Genomic DNA, 25,560 nt, shown 5'->3' with positions numbered 1-25,560 from the left:
AATTCTTTAGATAAATTCGAAATGTTTAAGGGTAAAAAATATGAAGTTATATAAATCAAAAATGCGCCAATAAAAATATTTTTTTAATTGGTGTAACATCGATTATAACATAAACTTTAAACCGCGAAAGCATAGTCAATTCGATGATAGGCAGGTCTCCTGACTTGTAACATTTTTATCTTCCTTCCCATCACAAATATGACAGTGGATATAATCGATAAAAACTATATAGTTACTTACAGTTGCGCGACAGTTCATGATTTTCACATGATTCCCTATTAATTCACAATTAAGCAAAACCTATATCGGATGATGAATAGTATATGTAAAGAACTTTTATTGATTATAAAGGTACGTCAAATAATCTTTGTTCATGCCAAAACCCATATAAAAGCAAGATTATTGAAGATTCCCTATTTAAAATCAATCTTAACTCCAGATTCAATAATTTTAAAGAACGTTAAATTAAGTCTATGGAAAATAATATACGGGGTGGTAACGCTCCAATACCTTGTCAATTAGAAGCAGATAAGAACTATGCTTGGTGTACCTGCGGGCATAGCGCTGATCAACCTTTTTGTAATGGTAGTCATAAAAAAGAAGAAGCTACAAATCCTTTAATTTTTAGTGTGGATACTGCCAAAGAAGCTTATTTATGTACCTGTAAAGAAACTAAAAACCCTCCTTATTGCGATGGGTCTCATAAAAACTAGAATAATGTTCAATTCCTGATTCATCTTCATGAATCAGGAATTATTAGTGTTGAAAAAAGGTATTATTGATTCGATTCTTCTTTTTGCATCCAAGTAAATATGATGCTGGAAACTCTAGAAACAACGAATACAAAAAATCCAAATATAGTAGACAATGCAGATATCTTTAATCCTCCGGCCAACAAAGGAGTAGAAATTTCTCCTAGCAACTCGATCTTATCAAATGCTTCTACCAAACCTACTAATTGTCCTAATACCCCCCAAACTAGAGTTAATAAACCTATCGAGTTTATAAGCTTTATATATTTTGCAGAAGGAAATCCTTGCTGTCTTATTACCAAGAAGTTTTTCAGCGTCAAAAAAAGTACTAAAAGAAGCATTAGTAGTATAGGAAACATAAAAAACATTCCTCCATCTTGTAACAAACCAAATGGACCAAAAAAAAGTGACCTACTCTGTAGTAATAGAAAAGAAAATAATATCATGATTTTTAAAATTAAGTTAAACATATTGTAAATACTAGAGAAGTTTATAAATTATTTCTCATTCTTCTTTTTTAGCGATATTACAACTTCAGGATATTCGCTAGCAGAAAAGTTTTTTAGTAGATTCGTATCATTATTTCTAACATATTTATCAAAAAAACTTAGTATCAATTTATTTGTAACATGTGTCATTCGTATTGGATTAATGTTTCCTGTATCTGTAAGTGAATGCAATTTTGTCCAATAGGACATATCACCAAAATTTGCGTGTCCTGTGCCTTTAATAATTATTTCATAGAAATCATCTTTTACTACCTTATCATATACATAAAAATTAGGTGTAAAAAATGATTGATAATCTCTATCCGCTAATAAGGTCATTAAAGGAACCTCTAGTTTCTGATCGATTAACCTCCCCCATTGCGCACCGTCCATATTAATTACGGCCTTAACCTTATTATTAACAGCTGCATTTTGAGTCACAGCGGCACCACCCCATGAATGCCCTAGTAAACCAACACTATCCATATCTAATTTTTGATATAAGAAATGGTTTGTATTTACATTGAAGTTTTCTAACTGATTTATTACAAATGAAATATCGTTTGACCATCTATCTAAACTCTCAAAATACGGAAGTGAGTGTATAGCCTTCCTCATAAAATCATGTTTTTTGATCGTATCTTTTTCTAGAGTGAATAGTTTTTCGTATTCTTTGTATTGCTTAAAATCTAAATTGGTATTCATCTTGTGTATATTTTCTCTACTCCATGAGATTCGCTTACCTTTATACTCTGTAAGAAAGGTTTCGTATGTATGATCAATACCTATAACAATATACCCCTTGCTTACGATTTCTTCGATGATAGTAGTATACATTTCACTATTCCACAGTAGCCCATGCGATAATATAATTATGGGCAATTTATTAGTGTTTGTTATGGATAGTTCTCGTTCTATATGCATCTTGGTCAAATCAAAATGTCCGGCAATAAACGATGGCATATTTTTACTCCTTATAAACACTTCTGCATACCCTTGATCCATATAGTTTTCGGGCTTAGCAATTTTTTGATGAGATGGGTACCAAATATGTACCGATAACTTTCTATAATCTGTATCATCTTTGGTGAGTAACTCTTTACGCGATTTATCTTCAAGATACAACGATTGCACACCTATTGAAAAAGAACCCGACGGTTCTGGAAATTTCATTACAGGCATTAATATTCCTAAAGCAAAGCTTACTCCACAGTTAAGCATGGCAAAACTTACAACAATAACCTTCGCCCACTTTTTTATATTTGGGAAATAATACAGTATTGGTATTAGAGCACATAAGCCATATACAGGATATAATTGCCATCGATTTCCTTCTATCAACAAATGAATCATTAAAAATAAAATACTAGAATAGAGTGTCCATTTTTTGATTGCGTCAAATTTCAAAAAGAAGCTAATTAAAAAACCAAAAATTGATAGTATTAAAAAGAGTTCAAATATTTTCATTGTATTTTATATTTGAATCAAAACTAAATACAAATGTTTTTCTATGGTTGCATTTGCGATAGATCGCAGGATTCACTCAGGTTATAACAAGGTTACTTTATTAATAACATCCTACCTGTTTAAAACTATGCTAATATGGTCATCTGTCTCATAAATGGTGTGTTTTTCAAAAATTATACAGATATTATCATCCTTTATCATAGCATGCTTTCTAAACAGTTTATACTAAGAAAAATAACTAAATTACTACTGCACACTATCTTTTGGGTCGTGATTTTATTCTGTTACACCTATTTTTTTGGTTATAACAGTGAAAACATCAATTACACTTTTTCTTTTTCTCTTTTTCTAATGCCAGTAACCATAGGAACGACATACACGGTTATTGATCTTTTAATCCCAAAATACTTAATACAAGAAAAATACCTTCAGTTTTGCGTTTATTGTATTTACACTATAATCATTTCGGCGCTGTTTATTGTAATCTCTTTTTTTTATGGTTTGATATATCTTTCTTTAATGCAAATAGATAACATGGCTCCTATGACTCGTAGTCCATTATTTCTATTTATTGCAGTATATTTTGTAGTATTTATTGCTAGTGCATTAAGTTTGGTGCAGCATAATTTTAAATCTACCTCGATAAATCAAGAGCTTAAAAATCGGATTCTTGAAACTCAATTAAAGTTTAAAGAACAAGAATTGAATTATCTAAAAATGCAAATTCATCCACATTTTCTTTTTAATACACTAAATACATTATATGGTTTTGCTTTAAAGAAATCAGAAGATACTCCCGAAATGATTTTAAAACTTTCTAATCTACTTGACTATCTTTTATACCAATCAGATAAACCATTGGTTCCTTTACAAGAGGAAATAAATCATATTAATGATTACATAGCCTTAGAAAAAATGCGTTTTAGCGATGTTTTGGATATAACTTTGAACCTTGAAAAAATTAAGGAAACCATTCAAGTAGCACCTATGTTATTAATTCCTTTTGTTGAAAACAGCTTTAAACACGGGCAAATTATTGATCAAAAACTATCCATATACATACATCTTAAGTGTATTAATGATGAAATTCATTTTATGATTAAAAACTCTATCCACCCTTTTGAAAAAGAGGACAAAAAAGGAATTGGATTAACTAATATCAAAAAAAGATTATCATTAGCATATGGGGATAATCATGAACTTAAAATTTCAAAAAACAACAAGTACCATACTGTGGAATTAACATTAAAAAACCTAAAAACATCTACAAATGAGTTCTAAAATATCATGTATCATAGTAGATGATGAACCTACTGCGAGAGAAATTATCGCAGATCATTTAGCAAAGATTGATCGCATCGAAGTTGTTGGCGAATGCGGTAATGCGTTAGAAGCTTTTAACTGTATCAATTCGCAAAAAGTAAATCTTATCTTTTTAGACATTAATATGCCCGAAATCTCGGGTATTTCGTTTGCTAAATCTATCAATAAAGATATTAAAATCATTTTCACCACTGCTTATAGAGAATATGCTATTGATGGTTTTGATCTGCACGCCGTAGATTATTTATTAAAACCTGTTTCGTTTGAAAGACTTCTTAAAGCGATTAATAATTATTTCGAAACGCATCATAAAACTTCGACGGTAAAAACTGAAAAAACAGAGCCTAGCGATTTTATTTTTGTACGCTCTGATAGAAGAATGAAAAAAATAGATTTCTCTGAAATTGTATATATCGAAAGTCATAGTGATTATATAAAAATCTATTGTATTAATGAGACTATTATAACCAGAGAAACTATAAGTAATATTGAAGCTAAGTTACCTATTCAAAAATTTATGCGAACCCACCGTTCATTCATTATTGCGATACAGAAAATAGATTCTTTTTCGAATGAAGAATTGATACTTAATAATAAATCTATACCTATTAGCAGGAATTATAAAACTGAAGTTTTAGCTAGATTAGAAAATATATAATTCTTAAACATTTATTTTTTTCAACATCTTCATTTATTTTATCCTAATTAAATAGAAAATAATAGATTTAGAAAAACCAGTTGTTTTTTATGTAACATACCATGGTGACCAGAGTCCTTAGGAAAATCTTAAAAACCTATTTACATGAAAAATTTAATTTTACTTTTACTTACTACTTCTTTCTTTTGTTCATCTTGTAATAATGATGATGACAATGATGAACTTGTAACGTCTCAAGAATTTATTATAAAAGAGTTAAACAATTCAGGGATTAATGGCACAGCAACATTTGAAAAATTCAGTAGCGGGCAAATTATTGTTTCTCTAACACTTAGTGGTACTGAATCTGAAAAATCTTACACCGCTAATATTTATAATAATTCAATCACAGAAGATGGCGACATCGCTATTTCAGTTGGTGCAATAAATGGAGAGTTTGGTACGGGAGCACATATTATTTCTAATCTAGACTATCAAGACCCTAACACTCCTGCAACACCGATTACTTATGAAGAGTTAATTCAGTTTGACGGTCATATCAAAATTCTCAATAATGATAATGAATCTATTATCATAGCGGCGGGTAATATAGGGAGCAATGCCAAATAAAATATTAGATATAAAAAATGCGAGTATATAACTCGCATTTTTTATATCTAATATTTATCTAATCTTATACGTGTAAAGGTCTATTATCTGTTGCTGCCAATGCAGCCTCCTTTATGGCTTCAGTAAAAGTTGGATGCGCATGTGACATACGTGAAATATCCTCGGCAGAAGCTCTAAACTCCATAGCTGTTACTGCTTCGGCAATTAAATCTGCACAACGTGCCCCTACCATATGAACACCTAATACCTCATCCGTACTTTCATCGGCCAGAATTTTCACAAAACCATCTAAATCCGCACTTGCTCTGGCTCTACCCAAAGCTCTAAACGGAAATTGTCCTGATTTATACTTAACTCCTGCTTCTTTTAATTCTTCTTCGGTCTTACCAACAGCGGCAACCTCTGGCCACGTGTACACTACTCCAGGAATCAAATTATAATCAATATGCGGCTTTTGTCCAGCTAATGTTTCTGCAACAAAAACACCTTCTTCTTCGGCTTTATGCGCCAACATTGCCCCTTTTATTACATCTCCAATAGCATATATATTTGCCACATTAGTCTGTAAATGATCATTTACTTCAACCTGAGCTCTATCATTAATTTTTACTCCAGCAGCTTCAGCATTTAATCCATCAGTATATGGTCTACGGCCTACAGATACTAAGCAATAATCTCCTTTAAACTCAACTGGATTTCCCTTTTTATCATCCGCCGTAATTGTCACCTGTTTTGTGGTAGTTTTTACTTCAGTAACTTTATGAGAAGTGTAAAACTTTACACCTTGTTTCTTCATTGCTTTTTGCAACTCTCTTGATAACCCTTTATCCATCCCAGGGATAATTCTATCCATATATTCGATCACCGAAACCTCTGCTCCTAAACGACGATATACCTGACCTAATTCTAACCCAATCACTCCACCACCAATAACTACAAGATGCTTCGGTATTTCTTTAAGCTTCAAAGCTTCTGTAGAAGTGATTATTCTCTTCTTGTCTAATTTAATAAATGGAAGTGTAGAAGGCTTAGATCCAGTTGCAATGATCGTATGTTTTGCTTCTACGGTCTCTACAGAGCCATCTGTCTTAGTAACATTAATGTGAGTTACATCTTTAAAAGATCCCATTCCTTCAAACACATCAATGTTATTTTTTTTCATTAAAAACTCAACTCCACCAGTAGTTTGATCTACAACTGCTTGTTTACGAGCAATCATTTTCTCTATATTAATTTTTACATCCCCCGGAATATCAATCCCATGATCAGCAAAATGTTTTACAGCATGTTCATAGTGATGAGAAGAATCCAATAAAGCTTTACTTGGTATACATCCAACATTAAGGCATGTCCCTCCAAGAGTTGAATATTTTTCGATTATTGCGGTTTTCATACCTAGTTGAGCGCATCTAATTGCGGCTACATATCCACCAGGTCCAGAGCCAATAACGGCTACATCATATATACTCATAATAGATTATTATGTTGTGGTATTAATTATGAAAAGCAAATGTACAAATGTTTTACTTCTTACCGAAGCACTGTTCTTCTCAAATTTTTATTAAAAAGCAATATTACGACTACATAAAAAGTTATACATTTAACTCAAATTAGATATCACTAGATTTTCTAATACATTCTTTTGATTATATAACCGTTTAGAATGTTTAAAAACCGAAATATAATGCGCTTTTTATCTACTCTTTTTTTACTTGTAGTAATAGTTCTCTGGAGCTCCTGTCGTAATGATTTTGAATCAGGTCCTAGTACAGGGAATTTACAATTCTCTATCGATACTTTATTTTTGGATACAGTTTTTACCAATATTGGTTCTAGTACCTATAGTTTTAAAGTCTATAATCGTACCAACGATGATTTTACGATTCCCTCTATTGCATTAGAACGTGGAGAAAGCTCTAACTACAGACTAAATGTAGATGGTATACCAGGCAAATCTTTCGAGAACATACAAGTACTGGCAAAGGATAGTATCTTTGTTTTTGTAGAAACTACTACGGATATCACAGATCAAACCAACGATTTAGAGTTTATATATACAGATCGAATCCTTTTTGATCCCAACGGAAGTCAGCAAGATGTGGATTTGGTAACTTTGGTAAAAGATGCTGTTTTCCTATTTCCCTCACGCGATGCAATGACTGGAGATGTTGAAACCTTATTATTAGGCTTGGATGATGAAAATAATGAGATACGAATAGAAGGCTTTTTTTTAGAAGATAATCAACTTAATTTCACTAACGAAAAACCATATGTTATTTATGGATATGCTGCTGTACCAGGCGGAAAAACATTAGTTATAGATCCTGGTGCCAGGATACATTTTCATGCCGATTCAGGAATTATTGTAGCTAATAATGGTACTCTTGAAGTAAATGGAGAATTAAGTACTGACCCAGAACTCATGGAAAATGAAGTGATTTTTGAAGGTGATCGCCTAGAACCAGAGTTTAGTGATATTCCAGGACAATGGGGAACTATTTGGCTTACCGCTGGTAGTACCGGTCATACTATCAATCATGCTACTATAAAAAATGCAACTGCCGGTATTTTAATGGATTCTAATGATGGTGGTTCTATCCCTACTCTAACCATAAGGAATACTCAAATTTATAATAGTGCCAACGTAGGTTTACTTGCTCGTACGGGTAATATTTTAGGAGAAAATCTTGTAATCAATAATGCGGGGCAGGTATCGCTTAATTGTTCTCTTGGAGGAACATACAATTTTAATCATTGCACTTTTACAAATTACTCTAGTATTGGATCAGGTTTTAGACAATTACCGACAGTGCTTATTGATAATAATATACAAATTAGTGAAAGTGAGGTTGTAGTTGCTGATTTATTGGCCGCTAATTTTACGGATTGCATCATATATAGTAATCAAGATCTCGAGCTTATATTAAGCAAGATAGACGGAACGGCATTTAATTACAACTTCAAGAATTGCCTTATAAGATTTAACGATTTTAATAATCAATTTACTGACGATCCTTTGTATGATTTCTCTAATACGAGTTTATATGAAGATATTATTCTAAATGAAGATCCTGATTTTAAAGATCCTTTCGAAAACATGTTAAATATCGGAGATAACTCTGCAGCAAATGGTCAAGCATCTACTCCAACTTTTGGTGCGGATATTTTAGGTGTTACCCGTAGCACAACAGCTCCGGATATTGGTGCATATGAAAGCATTGTTTTTGATCAAGGAAATTAATATTCTCTAGGATTTAAGTAAAATATAAGTTTCAAGTTCTAGGAAAAATGATATTCCATTACGATTAGTATTTTGGATACCCCTCTTAAAATGTTTATTTAAATGATAAGTTTGAATAAAAATTATCATTTTACTTGTTTTCGGATTCGACTAAGACTCTCTGGAGTTATGCCAAGATAAGAAGCGATTTGATAATTTTTCACTCTTTGTTCGATATTAGGATAACGAGTCAAAAATGTAGTATACCGTTCTTCGGCAGTATTATTCAAATTAGAAAGTATTCTTTTCTGAAAAGAAACAAAAGCACTTTCTAACTGTTTTCTAAAAAAATGTTCCAATTTAGGTATCCTTAGAAGTAATTGTTCTAAATCTTCTTTTTTAACCTTTAAGAGATCTGTATCCTCTATACATTCAACATTAAGAATAGATTTTACACCCGTATAATATGAAATATAATCACTAGACCACCAGTTTTCTATAGCAAATTGTAACGTATGCTCCTTGGCACTAGTATCTAAAAGATATGTTCGTAAACAACCTTTGAGTACAAAATATTGATCTGAAACATATTGATTCGAAGTTATTACTAAAGATTTTTTTTTGAAACTTAAAGGAGTAAAGTATTCTAAAATAATATCAAATTCTTCTTTACTTAAATCAATTTCTTTTGATAAATGCTTATGTAACGGATGTGTAATCAATATGTCCACTTCTTTATACTTACAAAGAAAACATTTTTAAAAGAAAAATAGATTTTAATGCCTATTTTAGATATAAAAATAATAATGGGCGCATACTTATTTCAATCTTCAAGATTGGGGTTTCGTAATTGGACGGATACTGATATCAATATTCTATCAGAAATAAATGAAGATGATGATGTTATGGAATTTTTCCCTTTTAAACCTTCTAAAAAAGATACTCAAAACTTTATGCAACGCATGCGTAGTATGCTAGATGAAAAAGGATTTTGTTATTTTGCCGTTGATATTATAGAAAATAAGGAGTTTATAGGGTTTATTGGCCTATGTGAGCAAACTTATCTTAATGATTTAGGGCCGTTTGTAGATATAGGGTGGCGGCTTAAAAAAAGTATCTGGAATCAGGGTTTTGCTACCGAAGGTGCAAAAGCATGTTTAGATTATGGATTTAATCAAGTGGGGTTAGATGAAATTTACTCTGTAGCTCCTGAGATAAATATAAAATCTGAGTTGATCATGAAAAAAATCGGAATGCAAAGGATAAAAACTTTTGAACACCCCAAACTAACTGATGATCTCAGATTAAAGGATTGCGTGCTCTATCAAATATCAAAATAACATTAATTGTTTTAATACTATTTATAATCATGTGGCTTAAAAAAATCAGTACTCTATCTATTCTCTTAATAATTTGTATCAATGGTATTGTAGGCCAAAAAGCTTCTATACATGATAAAATAAATGCTGACATTTATAAAGAATTCTCTAAAGCATTCGAGACTTTAGATTATGATTTATTTGCTTCTATCCATAGTAAGGAAATGATTCGTATATCCGGAAACGGAGGCGAAATCAAAAATGCAACTACATATCTAGAAGGCTATCAAAAAAGATGGAGTGATCCTAATAGAAAAACGGCCACAATTGATTTTCGACTATTCGAGAGAATATATTCTGATTCGCTGGTTTCGGATAGAGGAATTTACAAAGTAGTGTACACTAATGACAAAAATCAATTGAAAACTTCATATGGTCAATTTCATTTGTTGTTAAAACCCGAAGATGAAAATTGGAAAATAAGTTTAGACTACGATTCTAATGAAAATAAAACTATAACCAAAGAAAGTTTTGAGACAGCCTATCCCATTTCGGAATATAAAAGTTACTGGAAACAATAAAATAATTACTTATTACTATTACTTTTGAAAAAATAAATCCTTCTTTGATCAAAATGAAATTTACTCGAAAAATAAAAATCTCATTTATACTATTACTAGTATTATTAAATGTTAGCTGCGATCAGATTTCTAAAAATGTGGTGCGAAAAACCATAGAACCTTATGAACGAATACAGGTTTTTCAAGACAATTTTCTATTAACAAAGGTCGAGAATACAGGCGCAGCATATAGTTTAGGTTCAAATTTAAGCCCTGTCCTCAAAATCATCTTCTTACAGATAGTACCTATACTTGTACTATTATTTTTGTTAAGACAAATCCTAATTAAAACCAATTACTCCAAAGAAACCATCATTGGTTTTGCATTTATTATTGGTGGTGGGATAGGCAACCTATTTGATCGTATTATGTATGGTTCGGTAACGGATTTTCTAATTTTAGACCTTGGTATTATTAAAACCGAAATATTTAATATGGCAGATGTATCTGTTATGCTTGGATCTATTTTGGTGTTAAGTAGTGCTATTTTTAACAAAAAAGATTCCTTTTTTAAAGAAAAACAACATGAGTTGGATTAAAGAAATACCGTTTAGCGAGGCGACTGGGCAATTAAAAAAAACATACAATAGAGTTAAAGGCTCTAACGATACTATAGATAATGTTTTATCTATTCATAGTTTAAGACCGCATACTCTAATTGGTCATATGGGGTTATATAAAAATGTTTTACATAATTCTAATAACACCTTACCTAAGTGGTATTTAGAGACTTTAGGAGTTTATGTAAGTCATCTTAATCAATGTAGCTATTGTGTAGATCATCACTCTGCCGGATTAAAAAGATTATTAAACGATGATATCAAGTTTCAGGAAATCTTGTCTTGTATTATCGAAGATGATATGACCAAGTGTTTTAAGTTTCAGTACCTAGCAGGTATAGAATATGCAAAAAAACTAACACTATCACATCACACAATTGTCGAATCGGATATTCATCTTCTTAGAAAACAAAAACTTACCGATGGTGAGATTCTAGAAATCAATCAAGTCGTTAGTTATTTTAATTATGTGAATCGAACGGTAGTTGGTCTTGGTGTAAACACGGAGGGAGATATTATCGGGCTTTCTCCAAATAATAGTGATGATGCCGAAAGCTGGGAGCACTCATAATTTTTAATAAAAACCATAAAAAATGCGTGTTTTAAAAACACGCATTTTTTTATAATTCATAATTTTAATACAATTAGACAAACAAAGGTTTATCTGCCATCATTGCATTTACTTCATCAGCTATATTATGTAATGCTTCTTCGTTTTCAATATTAATAATTACCTTATCAATAAGCTCTACGATAGCCAGCATATCATTTTCTTTTAATCCTCGAGTAGTTACTGCCGATACACCTATACGCACACCAGAAGTTACAAAAGGAGATTTGTCATCAAAAGGAACCATATTTTTATTTACGGTAATTTCTGCTACTCCTAATGCCTCTTCAGCTTGTTTACCAGTAACATTCTTGTTACGTAGGTCAATAAGCATCATATGATTATCCGTACCTCCAGAAATCACTTCATATCCTTTATTAACAAAAGCTTCAGCCATTACTGCAGCATTTTTCTTAACCTGTACAATATAATGTAAAAACTCGTCTGTTAGCGCTTCTCCAAATGCGATTGCCTTTGCTGCAATAATATGCTCTAAAGGCCCTCCTTGATTACCAGGAAATACTGCACTATCAAACAAAGAAGACATCATTCTTTTCTTACCACTCTTTAATGTTATTCCAAAAGGGTTTTCAAAATCTTCGCCCATAAGGATCAAACCACCTCTAGGCCCTCTTAGTGTTTTATGTGTAGTTGTGGTAACCACATGACAATATGGTACAGGGTCTGATATCACACCTTTAGCAATTAATCCTGCTGGGTGTGCTATATCTGCCATAAGAATTGCTCCAACACTATCCGCAATTTCTCTAAATCTTTTATAATCAATCTCTCGGGAATAAGCAGAAGCACCAGCAATAATTAACTGAGGCTTTTCTTGAGTTGCTACTTCCTGAATTTTATCATAGTTTAACTTACCAGTCTCCTTCTCTACTCCATAAAAAACTGGATTATATAATTTACCAGAGAAATTAACTGGTGATCCATGAGTTAAATGTCCTCCATGAGAAAGATCAAAACCTAATATTTTATCTCCTGGTTTTAAACATGCATGATATACAGCTGTATTAGCTTGTGATCCAGAATGAGGCTGAACATTAGCATATGCTGCTCCAAATAATTCTTTGGCGCGATCAATGGCTATTTGTTCTACGATATCTACAACAGCACATCCGCCATAATATCGCTTTCCGGGATACCCCTCTGCATATTTATTAGTTAATACAGAACCTGCTGCTTCCATTACTTGTTCACTTACAAAGTTCTCGGATGCAATGAGTTCTAATCCGTTAATCTGACGTTCTTTTTCGTCCTGAATTAAATCAAATATTTGTTCGTCGCGTTGCATGAATTCTAGTTTGTTAATAAAGTTGCTAAAATAGCAAATACATTCTTTACATCAACTCTAAAAAACCTTAATAAATATGAACAATTTGTTCACATTTATGATTTACTCAAACTATTCTCCAAAAAATAACTATTGTTGTTGTGTAACCCGCTAACCATCAAAAACAATACATAAATGAATGTATTACCATATCTTATCATTTTTTTATATATTTTTCACAAAATTAAAAACCTATAACCGCTCGAAAATTATATATTTGATCATAGGAATTACCAACAACTTATTAAAAAGACCATAATGCCCATAACAGCAAATTATCCCGACAGAAAAACGTGGATTAAAACCTCTACAAATACAGATTTCCCTATACAAAACATTCCTTTTGGAGTATTTCTTACTAGGGATGATATCATAACTATAGGAACCAGAATTGGTGATACTGCAATAGACCTTGGAGCTCTTCATCAACTTGGATATTTTGAAGGAATCCCATTAACCGATGATATCTTCTTACAAGATTCTCTAAATGATTTTATTTCTGATGGGAAAAAAACGTGGAGATTAGTGCGCAATAGAATTGCCGATATTTTTGATGCAGAAAACGAAACACTAAAAAACAATAAGGATCACAGAAAAGAAGTTCTTTTTTCTCTTGATGAAATTGAAATGCAACTTCCTGTGAGTATTGGAGATTATACCGATTTTTATAGTAGTATAGAACATGCAACCAATGTGGGCACTATGTTTAGAGGAAAAGATAACGCCCTCATGCCTAATTGGCTACATTTACCAGTAGGGTATCATGGACGTAGTAGTTCTATAATCCCTTCGGGCATCCCTGTACATCGGCCACAAGGTCAAAAATTAACTAACGGTGCTACTGAGCCTATTTTTGGACCTTCACGATTAGTTGATTTTGAACTTGAAATGGCCTTTATCACTACAGATGCAAATCAATTAGGAGAACCGATTCCTATAGAAGAAGCTGAAGATTATATTTTTGGATTAGTTCTATTTAATGATTGGAGTGCTCGTGATATTCAAAAATGGGAATATGTACCCCTAGGTCCTTTTCTAGGTAAGAACTTTGCATCTTCAATATCGCCGTGGATTGTAACACTAGATGCTTTAGAACCTTTTAGAACTAATGGCCCAAAACCATTAAAAGAACAACTTCCTTATTTACAATCTAAAGGGAAAAAGAGCTTTGATATCAATCTAGAAGTTGCTATCCAACCCGATAAAGAAAAAGAAACTATAGTAAGCCACAGTAATTTTAAATATATGTACTGGAATATGGCTCAGCAACTTGCTCACCATACCGTTAATGGTTGTCCTATAAACTCTGGAGATATGATGGGTAGTGGTACATTATCAGGACCTACACCTGATTCTTATGGATCTATGCTAGAATTAAGTTGGAGAGGAGAAAAACCAGTTCAACTTGATACAGGAGGGAGTCGTAAATTTATCGAAGACAATGACACTGTCATTATGAGAGGGTATTGTGAAAAGGAAAATGTAAGAATAGGATTTGGAGAAGTGTCTACAAAACTGCTTCCAGTCTTTAAAAAATAACACCTCCTAAGCTACCGAAAAACCTCGAAAAACAGTATTTCGAGGTTTTTTTGCTATCTTTTGGCATTAAAGTTGATTTTGTATCCCAAATCTAAAAAACATAGACATGAAAAAACTACTACTTTCTTTTACAATACTAGCGATAATTTCTTCCTGTAGTAGTGTCAAACAAACTGAGAAGGCACTCAATACCGGAAACTATGATCAGGCAATAAACATTGCCTTAAATAAGTTAAGAACCAATAAAGAGAAAAAAGGTAAACAGCCTTATATAAAAATGCTCGAAGAAGCGTATGTAAAGGTTGTAGATCGTGATATTAGCGCCATCGATTATCTAGAAAAAGATGGTAACCCTGCCAATCTCGAACGTATCTATAACACCTATCAAACGTTAAAAAATAGGCAAGAACAAATAAAACCATTATTACCATTATATCTTGTTGAACAAGGTCGTAACGCCAATTTCTCTATGAATAATTACGATCAAAAAATCTTGAGTACAAAAGACAAATTAACCAAGTATTTGTATAATAGTGCAAAAGGATTATTATCTAGTGCTCAACGTAAAACAGATTTTAGAGCGGTTTATGATGACCTTGTATATCTAAACAAAATAACTCCTAATTATAAAGATGCCAATCAAATGATCGAGGAAGCACATTACAAAGGAACCGATTTTGTTAAGGTTGACATGAAAAATAAAACTAATGTGATTATTCCAAAACGTCTAGAAGCAGATTTATTAAATTTTGGAACCTATGGTCTAAATGATTTATGGACGGTTTATCACAGTCAACCTCAAAAATCTGTGAAGTACGATTATTCGATGGAGGTTACTTTTAGAGAAATTAATATCTCTCCAGAACAAGTAAGAGAACGTCAACTAGAAAAAGAAAAATTGGTTAAAGATGGATGGGAATATCTAGTAGATGAAAATGGCGAAATCGTAAAAGATGAAGAAGGAAACAAAGTTAAAGTTGACAAAATGGTAAAAGTACGTTGCGAGTATTATGAATTCAAACAGTTCAAGGCGGCAAATGTAGTTGGAAACGTTCAATATAAAAATTTAAGAACAAAACAACTATTAGAAGCTTTTCCTATCGGAAGCGAGTTTGTATTTGAACATATTTACGCAAACTATAGTGGTGATAAGCGTGCCCTAGAAGATGACTTAGTTCGTTTCTTAGGACTACAAGCTGTACAATTTCCTTCAAACGAGCAAATGGTATATGACTCTGGTGAAGATTTGAAAAATAAATTAAAGAATATCATTACCAATTACAGATTCAAATAAGCAAATTAGTATATCTATACTATAAAAAAAAGAGGTCTTTTTAAGACCTCTTTATATATATATATATATATATCTGTTTATCTAAACAAATTGATGTAACACTTGCGGTGTGATCGCACTGTGGGAAGCATGATGTACTGTATTTCCATTCCTAACGACTATAAATTGTGGAGATTCATGAAATACCTGGAATCTAGCCGCAATTTCTGAAGAAAGTTCTCTGTAGTTTAATAAATCTAAGTAATAAAGATCTACTTGATCCGCCGTAAGATCAAAACTACTTTCGAAATTCCGGATTACCATTCTACTTATACCACATCGCGTAGAGTGTTTGAAAATAGCCTGAGTTTTTCCTTTGGAAGCCTTTTCGATCTGATCCAACTGCTCAACTGATGTTAACTTTTGCCAAGGTAATGCTTGCTTTTCTTCTTTTTTAGATTGCTCATCTGATCCAAATAACTTTCCTAATATTCCCATTTTCTTTTCCTTTAATTTATTACAAACTTAAGTAAATGATTCCTATATTTAATAATTATCATTTTTTCGTCGTTGTAAAAGCAACAACATTACAATAAGCCAAAAAGTCAGCTATATCGATGGATTTAGAGACATTTTGACACTTGTAGGCAATAGGAATACTATTTGATTTTATCTGAATGAACTCAAAATAAACGAAAATGAATTTTAATAATTTCACTATAAAATCACAAGAAACCGTACAGCAGGCACAACAGCTTGCCCAAGGTTTTGGGCATCAACAAATAGAGAATGAACATATTTTTAAAGCTATTTTTGATGTTGACGAAAATGTACTCCCTTTTTTACTAAAAAAACTCGATGTTAATCTTGCATTATTACAGCAAGTCTTAGATAGCACCCTAGAGAGTTTCCCAAAAGTTACGGGAGGAGAATTACAAATATCAAGAGAAGCTGGTAAATCTCTTAATGAAGCCAGTATTGTTGCCAAAAAGATGAATGATGAATATGTTTCTATAGAACATTTAATTATGGCAATTTTCAAATCTAAAAGCAAAATTGCACAAATACTAAAAGACCAAGGCGTTACAGAAAAACATCTTAGCGAAGCTATTAATGAAATAAGAAAAGGAGAACGTGTAACATCACAAAATGCCGAAGAAACGTATCAAGCATTAAACAAGTACGCAAAAAACCTGAACGAATTAGCAGAAAATGGTAAGTTAGATCCTGTAATTGGTCGTGATGAAGAGATCCGTAGAATACTACAAATTCTTTCTCGACGTACCAAAAACAATCCAATGCTTATTGGTGAGCCAGGGGTAGGAAAAACAGCAATCGCAGAAGGATTGGCACACCGTATTATTGCAGGTGATATTCCCGAAAACTTAAAAGACAAAAGAATATTCTCGTTAGACATGGGAGCATTAATCGCTGGTGCTAAATTTAAAGGAGAGTTCGAGGAACGACTAAAGGCTGTGGTTAAAGAAGTAACCACTAGTAACGGTGATATTGTATTGTTTATAGATGAGATCCATACGCTAGTAGGAGCTGGTGGTGGTCAAGGAGCAATGGATGCTGCCAATATTTTAAAACCAGCTTTAGCCCGAGGAGAATTACGTGCAATTGGAGCAACAACTCTGGATGAATATCAAAAATATTTTGAAAAAGATAAAGCACTAGAAAGGCGATTTCAAAAAGTTGTTGTAGACGAACCCGATACCGAAAGTGCTATCTCTATTCTTCGAGGAATTAAGGAAAAATACGAAACGCACCATAAAGTACGTATTAAAGACGAAGCTATTATAGCGGCAGTAGAATTATCGCAACGCTATATCACCAATAGATTTTTACCAGATAAGGCTATCGATTTAATGGATGAAGCAGCTGCCAAATTAAGAATGGAAATCAATTCTAAACCAGAAGAGCTTGATGTACTAGATCGAAAATTGATGCAGTTAGAAATTGAAATCGAAGCTATAAAGCGAGAAAATGACGAATCCAAATTAAAGGTGTTAAATGCAGATTTGGCAAATATTAAAGAAGAACGCAATGAGGTATTCTCTAAATGGCAAAGTGAAAAAGAAGTTGTAGACGCCATTCAAAATACCAAAAAAGATATTGAAGAATTTAAACTAGAAGCCGAACGTGCAGAGCGAAATGGTGATTATGGAAAAGTCGCCGAAATTAGATATGGTAAGATAAAAGAATCACAAGAAAAACTTGAAGATTTACAACAACAATTAAGTGCGCAACAAAGTAGTTCTTCGTTAATCAAGGAAGAAGTTACAAATGATGATATTGCAGAAGTTGTTGCAAAATGGACTGGAGTTCCTGTAACCAAAATGCTCCAAAGTGAGCGAGAAAAGCTTTTAGTTTTAGAAGAAGAGCTTAAAAAGCGTGTTGTTGGCCAAACAGAAGCCATACAAGCAGTAAGTGATGCCGTTAGAAGAAGTCGAGCTGGATTACAAGATCAGAAAAAGCCTATTGGATCATTCTTATTTTTAGGAACTACCGGTATTGGTAAAACCGAGCTAGCAAAGGCTTTGGCTGAATATCTTTTTAATGACGAAACTGCGATGACTCGTATTGATATGAGCGAATATCAAGAACGTCATGCGGTAAGTAGATTAGTAGGTGCACCTCCGGGGTATGTCGGGTATGATGAAGGCGGACAATTAACTGAAGCTGTTAGGAGAAAACCATACTCTGTTGTGTTATTAGATGAAATTGAAAAAGCGCACCCAGACACCTTTAATGTTCTGTTACAAGTTTTGGACGAAGGTAGGCTTACAGATAACAAAGGAAGAACAGCAGATTTTAGAAATTCTATAATCATCATGACCAGCAATATGGGAAGTCAGATTATTCAAGAAAAACTAGAAGCAATAAAAGACATGGATACAGCCATGGAAGCAGCAAAAATTGATGTTCTTGGTCTTCTAAAACAATCTGTTCGACCAGAATTTCTAAATAGAATTGATGATATAGTTATGTTTACACCACTAACAAAATCGAATATAACAGAAATTGTAAAACTTCAACTTTTACATGTTTCGACTATGCTGGTAAAACAGAATATCACTTTGGATGCTACTGATGAGGCTATCAACCACCTTTCGGAAAAAGGTTTTCAACCAGAATTTGGAGCCAGACCGGTAAAACGTACCATCCAAAAAGAAGTATTAAACAAGTTGTCAAAAGAAATTCTTGCAGGGAAAATTTCCGTTGATAGCACAATTTTACTCGATGAATTTAACAACAACCTTGTATTTAGAAATCAAGAAAATTTAGTTTCTTAATCAAGAATACTAACAAAAATAGGACCTTCAGCAAGCGATTTTTTAATAAAAATCGCTTGTTCAAAGGTTTGGCACAAAAATAACAACAGTCATTTTATGCACATGAAAACTTTGAAAACTACGGTTTTACCGTAGATATTAACAGAATTATTCCTACAATAGTTAATAACTAAATCTAAAAAAAAAGATGGTTTTACTTACATTGCATTCGCAATGAAACCAACTTTAGTATTACTTCTTCTCGGCACATGTCTTTGTTTTGGTCAAAACAAAAAAGGAGCCTTGTCTGATATTAAAAATAAATATCAACTAATTAGAGAATTAGTAGATAGTAATGCACTAAGACAACATCATACAGAATACTCCTGTGAAGAAACTTCAGAGAACGGAGCGTTAACCTTTTATTATAATGGTACCGAATTAAAACATATCGTACATACCTATACACAAGGTCATGTAAAATATCGAGATGAATTTTATGTTTGGGACGATGAACTATTCTTTCAATACGCGATACACAATATTTGGTATAAAGATTACGAAAGAAGTAAGTCAGGGAGATTACGAAAAATAGATGTTACGTTAACTTTGGAAGAACGCTTTTATTTTAAAAACAGAAATGTTTTGAAATGCCAGTTCAAGGATTATGAAAATCGAAGCAACAATCCAAAAGTCAAAAAGACACAATATGTCAGAAATAAGAATGTAGGGTGCGACCAAGCTTTGAAAGCATTAGAAAAGTTTGATGTTTTACTGAAGTACCAAAAATCAGAAATCGAAGATGCCTGTAACCTACCAAAAAGTATTACCAATACAGAGCCACACGATATTATCTATAACAATACTGGCTTAAATTAAACCTTAACAGATCATTTCTATTTCCATTATTTGTATTTTTTTTCTGCAAAATATACCAAATGGTATATTTTATATATATTTGCATTACAAATAGTAATTTCTATGCTTACCAAAGCTGAACAAACCGCAGAGTTTATTATCCAGACTGTAGCTCCAATTTTTAATAAAAATGGATATGCCGCTACTAGTTTGAGTGATATTACCAAAGCAACGGGCTTAACTAAAGGTGCTATTTATGGTAATTTTAAAAATAAAGAAGAATTAGCTATAGCGGCTTTTAGAATGACCGAAAAAAAGATGTTAAGGCGTATTGCAGATCATCAATCGTTGAGCAACTCCCCTATTGAACAATTATTTTTGGTTACGGATTTTTATAGAAACTACTACAATTATACACAGGAAATTGGTGGTTGTCCTGTAATTAATATGTCTATCGATTCAAAACATCAAAATGACATATTGTTTGAATATGCGCAATTTTCAATTAATAAAATTCAAAACAATGTCGCTAGACTTATAGATGCAGGTAAAAAAGTTGGCGAAATTAAATCAAATATCGACTCTATGCAGTACGCTAAACGATTATACTGTATGATTACTGGAGCTATTTTTATGACCCATACCATGGATGAAAACAGTTATATGCTGGATACTATGGATCAGATTGACCAAATGATACAAAAAGAACTTAAACAATAATTTTTTTAATTTAAAATATACCGATTGGTATAATACCTTAAAAACTATGAAAACATTACCTAAAACATTAGAAAGCAAAGCCAAAATAAGGTTTCAAGATTGTGACCCTTTCAACCACCTTAACAATGCCGCTTACATTAATTATATGATTAATGCACGTGAGGATCAAATTGACCAGTATTATAAGCTTGACATATTTTCTTTGGCAAAAACACAAGGAATAAGCTGGGTAGTAGGGTCTAATCAAATTGCATACTTAAAACCGGCATTACTTATGGAAGATGTAGTAATTGATTCACAATTATTTCATTTTACCGAAAATCAATTACATGTTGAAATAAGAATGTGGAATAAAAACAAAACAGAGTTAAAAGCAGTGATGTGGAGTACTTTTGTACATTTTAACTTATTAAAACAAAAACGTTGGAATCATGATGAAAATTTGATGGGTTTATTTGCAAGTGTATTACATCCTGTTGGCGCAAAAAGTTTTGAAGAAAGAATAGCACAACTAAAGCCTCAAAAAGTGTAACATTCTATCTTTTCACTCGTCTTATATAGATGTACAACCACTTAAATCTAACCATATGAAATCTTCAGGGGATTTAGGCTCCTCTAACAAAAAGAGAAGCTCGTATATTTATGTAGGATTTTTTATCATAGCTATTCTTTCTATGGTCGTTGTTATTTGGCAAATGGGAATGTTGGATTAATATTATTTTTTATGAAATTACTATCAGTTTTATTATTTTTTATTTTCTCATTTGCCTGCGTTGCGCAGGATACTGAAAACAATGAGTTAACAACGAAATATTTTTTTATACGTCATGCAGAAAAGGATTTAAGCGATCCTTCTAATAGAAATCCTGACTTAACGAATGAAGGAAATCTAAGAGCCACAAGTTGGGCAAAAATGCTTGCAGATACTAAAATAGACATTGTGTTTAGTACGGACTATACTCGAACTCGACAAACCGCCAAACCCATTGCTAAAAATCAAGGCAAAGAGATAATATTGTATAACCCTAGGGATCTAAACAATCAAGATTTCGTTAATATGACACAAGGAAAGACTTCGGTCATTGTTGGTCATAGCAATACAACTCCGTATTTTGTAAATAAAATATTGGGATATGATAAATACCAAGCAATAGACGAAAAAATATATGGAAAACTATATATAGTCACGATAAAAGGGAAATCAATAACCGATACCGTTCTTACTATACATTAACAGCAATCTTCATTGGTATGAACGAAAATATTTTCTAATTCAATTTTTGACAATAATTTAAGTTTTCCTTTTTCAAATAACCCATCCAAATCAAATAACGGAAGCGTTAAATCGTCTGTTTTGTAATTATTATAATCTACAAACCTAATTCCGTTCACTATTCTTGGATTATAGGCCTCTCGAAAACGTATTCCCCCCTCATCAACAGCATATTTATATGCCAAATAATCAACTGTATATTCTTTTTTGTGTATCCAATACAAAAATTCATCTTCAAAATCTGTTCCCCCACCTTCTTGTTTAAAAGTAACTTTAATTTTATAGTAAGAAACTCCTTTTATCAATGATTCTCCTACCAATTCTTTTTGAACAGCAGCAGCATTAAGCCCATAAGGTAAGCCAGCAAAATAATGCACCGAATTAACACCGTCACTTATTTTAGTAACCATAGAATCCACTACTTTAACAGTGCAGCTTTCTATAGTTCGCTCTAATCCTATATTACTTACCACATCATGGATTAAGCCGTCGGATGCCTTAATATATCTTTCTAATTGATATGCCCCTTTGTTTCTGGTGCTTTGATATTGTTTCCCTCTAAATGTAAAATGAATCATTGCATTATCATACTTCACTCCACCCGCTTTTTCTATAGTCTTATTTACAATGTCCTGTACAGACATTTGGTACGAAAGTATTGTAAAAGAACCTAAAAAAAATGGCATCCACAAAAACCAATATCTCTTCATAATTATATCTTATTAAAACAGCGAAATTAAACTATATAACCGCAATAAATGTGACAATTTTGTTAAACTAATAGCATTAATAAATTTGATTTTTATACTGGCATTTATAAATTATTATATGTTTTTTTTAGTTCTATTTTTTTAATTTTTAAAAAAGATAATTATTTTGCATTGAGAAACACCCCTAACCAAAATACTATGAAACGAATACTTTTACTTCTACTTTGCTTTTCTTTACAATCAATTATAGCTCAGGATGAAGCTTTATATCAAAAAGTGACTCAAACTTTTCAGGAAAATTTTAACTCTCAAAATGTCAATGCAATTTTTGACTTATATACTCCAGAAATGCAAGAAGCTATGACCAAAGAAGGAGTTACACGTTTTGTAAATGGGTGTCATGAACAATTTGGTAATTTAAAAAACTTATCATTTATAGAAACCGCTGAAGGAATTAATAGTTATACTGCTGAGTTTGATAAAATGAGCCTCGTAATGGAACTTCAACTCAATACTGAAGGTAAAATTTCGACCATACAATTTCAGGAGCCTTAAAAAAATTAAAATATTCATTTTTTATTCAAAGCTTTCTTTAAAGAAAGCTTTGTACTTTTGTAGGCCTTTATAGTTACAAATGAATCCAAATAAAATCAACATATTAAATCGCAAAGCCAAATTCGAATATGAGTTTCTGGATAAATACACTGCCGGAATTAAGCTTGCAGGTACAGAAATTAAAGCCATTCGGGAAGGAAAAGCAAATATTGCCGAAAGTTTTTGCGAGTTTAACAACGCTGAACTTTTTGTAATTAATATGCATGTCGAAGAATATTCTCATGCAACATATTTTAATCATCAACCCAAAAGTGAGCGTAAATTATTGCTTAACAAGAAAGAACTTAAAAAACTTGAAAAAGAAGTAAAAAACTCAGGTTTAACAATTATTCCTACTCGATTATTTATTAATGATCGAGGACTTGCAAAACTAGATATCGTACTGGCACGCGGTAAAAAAACGTATGATAAGCGAGAAACTATAAAAGATCGTGATAACAAAAGAGCACTCGATCGAATTAAGAAAGATTACAAGTAAACTCTCTTAATTCTTATCCTCTAAAAGAGGCACAAATCTAAATTCTCCAAACTCATGTTTTTCAAACTTAGTCTCGCTTTTACGAATAAAAAGGGTCATCACTTGCACATCATCACCAATAGGTATTACTAATCGGCCATTTATTTTTAATTGTCCTAATAATGGTTTAGGCACATAAGGAGCACCCGCAGTGACTATGACTCCATCATATGGAGCGTGCTCTTCTAATCCTTTATACCCATCACCAAAAGATAAATGTCTTGGTCTATATCCTAATTTAGACAAAAATAATTTTGTTTTCTTAAACAACTCCTTTTGTCGCTCGATACTATACACCTTAGCCCCCAGTTCACACAATACTGCTGTTTGATATCCCGATCCTGTACCTATCTCTAATATATTAGCTCCTCTTTCAATTTGTAATAATTCTGTCTGAAAAGCCACAGTGTAAGGCTGAGAAATTGTTTGATCAGCAGCAATAGGAAAAGCTTTATCCTGATACGCATGATCTTCAAAGCCTGAATCCATAAATAAATGCCTGGGTATTTTATTAATCGCAGATAATACAGTTTTATCCTTGATTCCTTTGTGAATCAGCACATCAACTAACTGTTTTCTTTTTCCTGCATGTCTAAGGGTATCTTTCACTTTTCTAAGGGTTATTTGGCAGGCTAAAATTACATAAACATTTTATCTGATTAAATTTTTTATCATGAAAATGTATTAAAAAAAATAAATTCAATCTAATAGGATTATTAATATCTGAAAAGGTAATAAAAATGCTATTTTTTTCACCTGAAGCTAAAATTTTGCTTTTTAGATATAATTAGGATTTAAAATTTATAAATAATACTATTTTTGTGTAAAATCTTGAATTATGCTCAAAGCCGGAGTACTCGGTGCGGGACACCTTGGTAAAATCCATTTACGTCTTTTAGAACAATCTGAAAATTATGAATTAGTTGGTTTTTACGACGCTAGTTCAACACAAGCCAAGGCTATCGCCGAAGAATTTGGATATCAACTTTTTGATTCGATTGAAGAATTGCTTAATGCTGTAGATGTGGTAGATATAGTAACCCCAACATTTGCACATTTTGAAGTTGCAAAACAAGCTATAGAAGCTGGTAAACACGTATTTATTGAAAAACCTATTACCAACACCGTAGCTGAAGCTGAAGAACTAATTAAACTGGCACAAACCTATAACGTTAAAGGTCAAGTAGGTCATGTAGAACGTTTTAATCCTGCATATACAGCCGTAGCCGATAAAATAGACAACCCTATGTTTATTGAGTCACACAGGTTAGCCGAATTCAATCCCAGAGGAACTGATGTTCCTGTAGTATTAGATTTAATGATTCATGATATAGACGCTATATTAAGTGTTGTGCACTCCGAAGTAAAACACATTAGCGCAAGTGGTGTTTCTGTAATTAGTGAAACTCCTGATATTGCAAATGCACGAATCGAATTTGACAACGGATGTGTTGCAAATCTTACAGCCAGCAGGATATCTCTTAAAAATATGAGGAAATCCAGGTTTTTTCAAAAAGATGCCTATATCTCTGTGGATTTCTTTGAGAAAAAATGTGAAGTTGTAAAAATGAAAGATGCTCCAGAAAAACCAGATGACTTTGCTATGATTTTGCAAAATGCCGAAGGTATTAAAAAACAAATTTATTTTGACAATCCAGATGTCCCAAGTAACAACGCTATATTAGATGAACTGGATACTTTCGCACAAGCTATACATAACAATAGTACTCCTATCGTTTCTCTCAAACAAGGAAAAAAAGCATTAGAAGTAGCCTTAAAGGTTATTGAATGTTTCGCTCATTAGAA

General features: G+C 32.3%; 28 protein-coding genes and 1 riboswitch. Of the genes, 20 read left to right on the top strand and 8 right to left on the bottom strand.

Translation table 11 applies throughout. The features are described 5' to 3' along the window. Nucleotides 1-131 precede the first annotated feature (131 nt). Nucleotides 132-319, bottom strand: a riboswitch (cobalamin riboswitch). Between the two features lie 154 nt (nucleotides 320-473). Continuing rightward, nucleotides 474-713 (top strand): CDGSH iron-sulfur domain-containing protein, encoded by a 240-nt coding sequence (locus tag DK508_RS01760; RefSeq protein WP_109299022.1) that lies wholly within the window; start codon nucleotides 474-476, stop codon nucleotides 711-713. 62 nt (nucleotides 714-775) lie between these two features. Here DK508_RS01760 and DK508_RS01755 read toward each other — a convergent pair whose 3' ends face one another. Both DK508_RS01755 and DK508_RS01750 read right to left on the bottom strand, forming a co-directional pair. Further along, nucleotides 776-1,198: a MotA/TolQ/ExbB proton channel family protein gene (locus tag DK508_RS01755; protein WP_160114519.1), complete on the bottom strand. Its 423-nt coding sequence runs from the start codon at nucleotides 1,196-1,198 to the stop codon at nucleotides 776-778. A gap of 51 nt (nucleotides 1,199-1,249) precedes the next feature. After that, nucleotides 1,250-2,707, bottom strand: coding sequence for an alpha/beta fold hydrolase (locus DK508_RS01750; protein WP_109299020.1), 1,458 nt, complete (start codon nucleotides 2,705-2,707; stop codon nucleotides 1,250-1,252). Nucleotides 2,708-3,226: 519 nt separating this feature from the next. Here DK508_RS01750 and DK508_RS01745 point away from each other — a divergent pair. From DK508_RS01745 to DK508_RS01735, 3 genes are all read left to right on the top strand, one after another. Further along, complete coding sequence (locus DK508_RS01745) at nucleotides 3,227-3,988, top strand: sensor histidine kinase (RefSeq protein WP_235016244.1); 762 nt, start codon at nucleotides 3,227-3,229, stop codon at nucleotides 3,986-3,988. Continuing rightward, on the top strand, nucleotides 3,978-4,688 hold the full coding sequence (locus DK508_RS01740) for a LytTR family DNA-binding domain-containing protein (protein WP_109299018.1): 711 nt from the start codon (nucleotides 3,978-3,980) through the stop codon (nucleotides 4,686-4,688). The genes DK508_RS01745 and DK508_RS01740 overlap by 11 nt, the downstream gene beginning before the upstream one ends. A gap of 144 nt (nucleotides 4,689-4,832) precedes the next feature. After that, nucleotides 4,833-5,297 carry a hypothetical protein gene (locus tag DK508_RS01735; protein ID WP_109299017.1) on the top strand — a complete coding sequence of 155 codons (465 nt, stop codon included), beginning with the start codon at nucleotides 4,833-4,835 and terminating at the stop codon, nucleotides 5,295-5,297. Between the two features lie 64 nt (nucleotides 5,298-5,361). On the opposite strand, the gene lpdA is transcribed toward DK508_RS01735, so the two are convergent. Further along, the gene (gene lpdA, locus DK508_RS01730) at nucleotides 5,362-6,768 is read right to left on the bottom strand and encodes a dihydrolipoyl dehydrogenase (RefSeq protein WP_109299016.1); all 1,407 of its coding nucleotides are present in this window, start codon (nucleotides 6,766-6,768) and stop codon (nucleotides 5,362-5,364) included. A 213-nt stretch (nucleotides 6,769-6,981) separates the two neighbouring features. Here lpdA and DK508_RS01725 point away from each other — a divergent pair, with 213 nt between their 5' ends. Beyond that, nucleotides 6,982-8,538 carry a hypothetical protein gene (locus DK508_RS01725; RefSeq protein WP_109299242.1) on the top strand — a complete coding sequence of 519 codons (1,557 nt, stop codon included), beginning with the start codon at nucleotides 6,982-6,984 and terminating at the stop codon, nucleotides 8,536-8,538. Between the two features lie 125 nt (nucleotides 8,539-8,663). Here the strand turns inward: DK508_RS01725 and DK508_RS01720 are convergent, their stop codons facing one another. Further along, the gene (locus DK508_RS01720; protein WP_370443810.1) at nucleotides 8,664-9,248 is read right to left on the bottom strand and encodes a Crp/Fnr family transcriptional regulator; all 585 of its coding nucleotides are present in this window, start codon (nucleotides 9,246-9,248) and stop codon (nucleotides 8,664-8,666) included. 48 nt (nucleotides 9,249-9,296) lie between these two features. On the opposite strand from DK508_RS01720, the gene DK508_RS01715 reads away from it, so the two are divergent. Genes DK508_RS01715 through DK508_RS01700 form a run of 4 tightly spaced genes read left to right on the top strand, consistent with a single transcriptional unit; the run spans nucleotide 9,297 to nucleotide 11,587 of the window. After that, the gene (locus DK508_RS01715) at nucleotides 9,297-9,857 is read left to right on the top strand and encodes a GNAT family N-acetyltransferase (protein WP_235016243.1); all 561 of its coding nucleotides are present in this window, start codon (nucleotides 9,297-9,299) and stop codon (nucleotides 9,855-9,857) included. A 29-nt stretch (nucleotides 9,858-9,886) separates the two neighbouring features. Next, nucleotides 9,887-10,417, top strand: coding sequence for a DUF4440 domain-containing protein (locus tag DK508_RS01710; protein WP_109299015.1), 531 nt, complete (start codon nucleotides 9,887-9,889; stop codon nucleotides 10,415-10,417). Nucleotides 10,418-10,470: 53 nt separating this feature from the next. Further along, nucleotides 10,471-10,995 (top strand): signal peptidase II, encoded by a 525-nt coding sequence (gene lspA, locus DK508_RS01705; protein WP_109299014.1) that lies wholly within the window; start codon nucleotides 10,471-10,473, stop codon nucleotides 10,993-10,995. Beyond that, nucleotides 10,982-11,587 (top strand): carboxymuconolactone decarboxylase family protein, encoded by a 606-nt coding sequence (locus tag DK508_RS01700; RefSeq protein ID WP_109299013.1) that lies wholly within the window; start codon nucleotides 10,982-10,984, stop codon nucleotides 11,585-11,587. Before lspA ends, DK508_RS01700 begins: the two co-directional genes overlap by 14 nt. A gap of 73 nt (nucleotides 11,588-11,660) precedes the next feature. Here DK508_RS01700 and glyA read toward each other — a convergent pair whose 3' ends face one another. Further along, a complete protein-coding gene (gene glyA, locus DK508_RS01695) occupies nucleotides 11,661-12,932 on the bottom strand; it encodes a serine hydroxymethyltransferase (protein ID WP_109299012.1) in 1,272 nt (423 codons plus the stop codon). A 297-nt stretch (nucleotides 12,933-13,229) separates the two neighbouring features. Between glyA and fahA the strand changes: the two genes are divergently transcribed. After that, the gene (gene fahA, locus DK508_RS01690; protein WP_109299011.1) at nucleotides 13,230-14,510 is read left to right on the top strand and encodes a fumarylacetoacetase; all 1,281 of its coding nucleotides are present in this window, start codon (nucleotides 13,230-13,232) and stop codon (nucleotides 14,508-14,510) included. 106 nt (nucleotides 14,511-14,616) lie between these two features. Further along, a complete protein-coding gene (locus tag DK508_RS01685; RefSeq protein WP_109299010.1) occupies nucleotides 14,617-15,804 on the top strand; it encodes a hypothetical protein in 1,188 nt (395 codons plus the stop codon). 81 nt (nucleotides 15,805-15,885) lie between these two features. On the opposite strand, the gene ytxJ is transcribed toward DK508_RS01685, so the two are convergent. Continuing rightward, a complete protein-coding gene (ytxJ, locus tag DK508_RS01680) occupies nucleotides 15,886-16,281 on the bottom strand; it encodes a bacillithiol system redox-active protein YtxJ (protein ID WP_109299009.1) in 396 nt (131 codons plus the stop codon). A 200-nt stretch (nucleotides 16,282-16,481) separates the two neighbouring features. Here ytxJ and clpB point away from each other — a divergent pair, with 200 nt between their 5' ends. The 6 genes from clpB (at nucleotide 16,482) to DK508_RS01655 (ending at nucleotide 21,873) form a co-directional block, all read left to right on the top strand. Further along, nucleotides 16,482-19,082, top strand: coding sequence for an ATP-dependent chaperone ClpB (gene clpB, locus DK508_RS01675; protein ID WP_109299008.1), 2,601 nt, complete (start codon nucleotides 16,482-16,484; stop codon nucleotides 19,080-19,082). A 213-nt stretch (nucleotides 19,083-19,295) separates the two neighbouring features. Next, nucleotides 19,296-19,940, top strand: coding sequence for a hypothetical protein (locus DK508_RS01670; RefSeq protein WP_109299007.1), 645 nt, complete (start codon nucleotides 19,296-19,298; stop codon nucleotides 19,938-19,940). Nucleotides 19,941-20,042: 102 nt separating this feature from the next. After that, entirely contained in the window at nucleotides 20,043-20,639 is a 597-nt protein-coding gene (locus DK508_RS01665; RefSeq protein ID WP_109299006.1) for a TetR/AcrR family transcriptional regulator, read from the top strand. A 46-nt stretch (nucleotides 20,640-20,685) separates the two neighbouring features. Further along, on the top strand, nucleotides 20,686-21,171 hold the full coding sequence (locus DK508_RS01660) for an acyl-CoA thioesterase (RefSeq protein WP_109299005.1): 486 nt from the start codon (nucleotides 20,686-20,688) through the stop codon (nucleotides 21,169-21,171). A gap of 55 nt (nucleotides 21,172-21,226) precedes the next feature. Then, complete coding sequence (locus DK508_RS21505) at nucleotides 21,227-21,352, top strand: hypothetical protein (RefSeq protein WP_255411281.1); 126 nt, start codon at nucleotides 21,227-21,229, stop codon at nucleotides 21,350-21,352. An 11-nt stretch (nucleotides 21,353-21,363) separates the two neighbouring features. Further along, nucleotides 21,364-21,873, top strand: a complete 510-nt coding sequence (locus DK508_RS01655) for a histidine phosphatase family protein (RefSeq protein ID WP_160114518.1) — start codon at nucleotides 21,364-21,366, stop codon at nucleotides 21,871-21,873. On the opposite strand, the gene DK508_RS01650 is transcribed toward DK508_RS01655, so the two are convergent. Then, entirely contained in the window at nucleotides 21,870-22,622 is a 753-nt protein-coding gene (locus DK508_RS01650) for a DUF6503 family protein (protein WP_235016242.1), read from the bottom strand. The two genes, DK508_RS01655 and DK508_RS01650, sit on opposite strands and share 4 nt — an antisense overlap. A gap of 198 nt (nucleotides 22,623-22,820) precedes the next feature. Between DK508_RS01650 and DK508_RS01645 the strand changes: the two genes are divergently transcribed. Further along, nucleotides 22,821-23,177 carry a DUF3887 domain-containing protein gene (locus tag DK508_RS01645; RefSeq protein ID WP_109299003.1) on the top strand — a complete coding sequence of 119 codons (357 nt, stop codon included), beginning with the start codon at nucleotides 22,821-22,823 and terminating at the stop codon, nucleotides 23,175-23,177. Nucleotides 23,178-23,256: 79 nt separating this feature from the next. Next, nucleotides 23,257-23,715 carry an SsrA-binding protein SmpB gene (smpB, locus tag DK508_RS01640; RefSeq protein WP_109299002.1) on the top strand — a complete coding sequence of 153 codons (459 nt, stop codon included), beginning with the start codon at nucleotides 23,257-23,259 and terminating at the stop codon, nucleotides 23,713-23,715. 6 nt (nucleotides 23,716-23,721) lie between these two features. Here the strand turns inward: smpB and DK508_RS01635 are convergent, their stop codons facing one another. Then, complete coding sequence (locus DK508_RS01635) at nucleotides 23,722-24,363, bottom strand: protein-L-isoaspartate(D-aspartate) O-methyltransferase (RefSeq protein WP_109299001.1); 642 nt, start codon at nucleotides 24,361-24,363, stop codon at nucleotides 23,722-23,724. Nucleotides 24,364-24,592: 229 nt separating this feature from the next. Between DK508_RS01635 and DK508_RS01630 the strand changes: the two genes are divergently transcribed. Then, entirely contained in the window at nucleotides 24,593-25,558 is a 966-nt protein-coding gene (locus DK508_RS01630; RefSeq protein ID WP_109299000.1) for a Gfo/Idh/MocA family protein, read from the top strand. The last annotated feature ends 2 nt before the right edge of the window (nucleotides 25,559-25,560 follow it).

The organism is Aquimarina sp. AU474 (assembly GCF_900312815.1).
GTDB lineage: Bacteria > Bacteroidota > Bacteroidia > Flavobacteriales > Flavobacteriaceae > Aquimarina.
This window is presented reverse-complemented; position numbering and strand designations above follow the sequence as displayed.

What these genes read in the sequence shown, in the direction of transcription:
- DK508_RS01760 (WP_109299022.1), top strand. Translation starts at nt 474, where the DNA reads ATGGAAAATAATATACGGGGTGGTAACGCTCCAATACCTTGTCAATTA.
- DK508_RS01755 (WP_160114519.1), bottom strand. Translation starts at nt 1,198, where the DNA reads ATGATATTATTTTCTTTTCTATTACTACAGAGTAGGTCACTTTTTTTT.
- DK508_RS01750 (WP_109299020.1), bottom strand. Translation starts at nt 2,707, where the DNA reads ATGAAAATATTTGAACTCTTTTTAATACTATCAATTTTTGGTTTTTTA.
- DK508_RS01745 (WP_235016244.1), top strand. Translation starts at nt 3,227, where the DNA reads ATGCAAATAGATAACATGGCTCCTATGACTCGTAGTCCATTATTTCTA.
- DK508_RS01740 (WP_109299018.1), top strand. Translation starts at nt 3,978, where the DNA reads ATGAGTTCTAAAATATCATGTATCATAGTAGATGATGAACCTACTGCG.
- DK508_RS01735 (WP_109299017.1), top strand. Translation starts at nt 4,833, where the DNA reads ATGAAAAATTTAATTTTACTTTTACTTACTACTTCTTTCTTTTGTTCA.
- lpdA (WP_109299016.1), bottom strand. Translation starts at nt 6,768, where the DNA reads ATGAGTATATATGATGTAGCCGTTATTGGCTCTGGACCTGGTGGATAT.
- DK508_RS01725 (WP_109299242.1), top strand. Translation starts at nt 6,982, where the DNA reads ATGCGCTTTTTATCTACTCTTTTTTTACTTGTAGTAATAGTTCTCTGG.
- DK508_RS01715 (WP_235016243.1), top strand. Translation starts at nt 9,297, where the DNA reads ATGCCTATTTTAGATATAAAAATAATAATGGGCGCATACTTATTTCAA.
- DK508_RS01710 (WP_109299015.1), top strand. Translation starts at nt 9,887, where the DNA reads ATGTGGCTTAAAAAAATCAGTACTCTATCTATTCTCTTAATAATTTGT.
- lspA (WP_109299014.1), top strand. Translation starts at nt 10,471, where the DNA reads ATGAAATTTACTCGAAAAATAAAAATCTCATTTATACTATTACTAGTA.
- DK508_RS01700 (WP_109299013.1), top strand. Translation starts at nt 10,982, where the DNA reads ATGAGTTGGATTAAAGAAATACCGTTTAGCGAGGCGACTGGGCAATTA.
- glyA (WP_109299012.1), bottom strand. Translation starts at nt 12,932, where the DNA reads ATGCAACGCGACGAACAAATATTTGATTTAATTCAGGACGAAAAAGAA.
- fahA (WP_109299011.1), top strand. Translation starts at nt 13,230, where the DNA reads ATGCCCATAACAGCAAATTATCCCGACAGAAAAACGTGGATTAAAACC.
- DK508_RS01685 (WP_109299010.1), top strand. Translation starts at nt 14,617, where the DNA reads ATGAAAAAACTACTACTTTCTTTTACAATACTAGCGATAATTTCTTCC.
- ytxJ (WP_109299009.1), bottom strand. Translation starts at nt 16,281, where the DNA reads ATGGGAATATTAGGAAAGTTATTTGGATCAGATGAGCAATCTAAAAAA.
- clpB (WP_109299008.1), top strand. Translation starts at nt 16,482, where the DNA reads ATGAATTTTAATAATTTCACTATAAAATCACAAGAAACCGTACAGCAG.
- DK508_RS01670 (WP_109299007.1), top strand. Translation starts at nt 19,296, where the DNA reads ATGAAACCAACTTTAGTATTACTTCTTCTCGGCACATGTCTTTGTTTT.
- DK508_RS01665 (WP_109299006.1), top strand. Translation starts at nt 20,043, where the DNA reads ATGCTTACCAAAGCTGAACAAACCGCAGAGTTTATTATCCAGACTGTA.
- DK508_RS01660 (WP_109299005.1), top strand. Translation starts at nt 20,686, where the DNA reads ATGAAAACATTACCTAAAACATTAGAAAGCAAAGCCAAAATAAGGTTT.
- DK508_RS21505 (WP_255411281.1), top strand. Translation starts at nt 21,227, where the DNA reads ATGAAATCTTCAGGGGATTTAGGCTCCTCTAACAAAAAGAGAAGCTCG.
- DK508_RS01655 (WP_160114518.1), top strand. Translation starts at nt 21,364, where the DNA reads ATGAAATTACTATCAGTTTTATTATTTTTTATTTTCTCATTTGCCTGC.
- DK508_RS01650 (WP_235016242.1), bottom strand. Translation starts at nt 22,622, where the DNA reads ATGAAGAGATATTGGTTTTTGTGGATGCCATTTTTTTTAGGTTCTTTT.
- DK508_RS01645 (WP_109299003.1), top strand. Translation starts at nt 22,821, where the DNA reads ATGAAACGAATACTTTTACTTCTACTTTGCTTTTCTTTACAATCAATT.
- smpB (WP_109299002.1), top strand. Translation starts at nt 23,257, where the DNA reads ATGAATCCAAATAAAATCAACATATTAAATCGCAAAGCCAAATTCGAA.
- DK508_RS01630 (WP_109299000.1), top strand. Translation starts at nt 24,593, where the DNA reads ATGCTCAAAGCCGGAGTACTCGGTGCGGGACACCTTGGTAAAATCCAT.